General features: G+C 36.2%; 1 protein-coding gene. It reads left to right on the top strand.

Features of this window, described 5'->3' with window-relative positions:
• Nucleotides 1–180 precede the first annotated feature (180 nt).
• Nucleotides 181–578, top strand: a 398-nt coding sequence (locus AC3G7N_RS21990) for a DEAD/DEAH box helicase (RefSeq protein WP_489424246.1), incomplete at its 3' end; no start/stop codon positions are given.

The raw sequence follows: 578 nt of genomic DNA, 5'->3' as shown, positions 1-578 counted from the left end.
ACAGAGCCCTTTCAATTTATATAAAGAATGTCGATTTATAATGCATGGATAAGGAATGTGTTTTATAATGAAACTAAGGAAATTTAGCGAAATTTAGGGCAGTAGTAGTTGCTCAGTGAATGAATTTTGCATTCACGGGGTTTTAAAAAGTGTGCTTGAAGCACCTAAAGGAGTATTTAAATGGAAAAGATTAATTTTAAAAAGTTTGCGTTTCATACTTTTATGATAGATGTTGTCGATAAACTGCAATTTAGTGAGCCAACCGATATTCAGGCGAAAGTTATACCGGCAATCCTAAGCGGAAAAAGTGTCATTGGACAATCTCATACAGGTTCAGGGAAAACACACGCGTATTTATTACCGCTTGTTAATAAAATAGAGGAGGACAAGCAATCTGTTCAATTCGTTATTACAGCACCAACACGTGAATTAGCTATGCAAATTCATGATGAGGTAAAAAAAATTATTCATTTCGCCGGGAAAGAACAGAAATGGACTTCAAAGCTCCTTGTTGGTGGTACGGATAAGCAGAAAATGACCGAGAAACTAAAAAAGCCACCGCATATTGTCGTAGGGAC

This window comes from Virgibacillus carmonensis (assembly GCF_057836705.1).
Note: the sequence above shows the minus strand (reverse complement) of the source record. Positions and strands in the feature narration are given on the sequence as shown.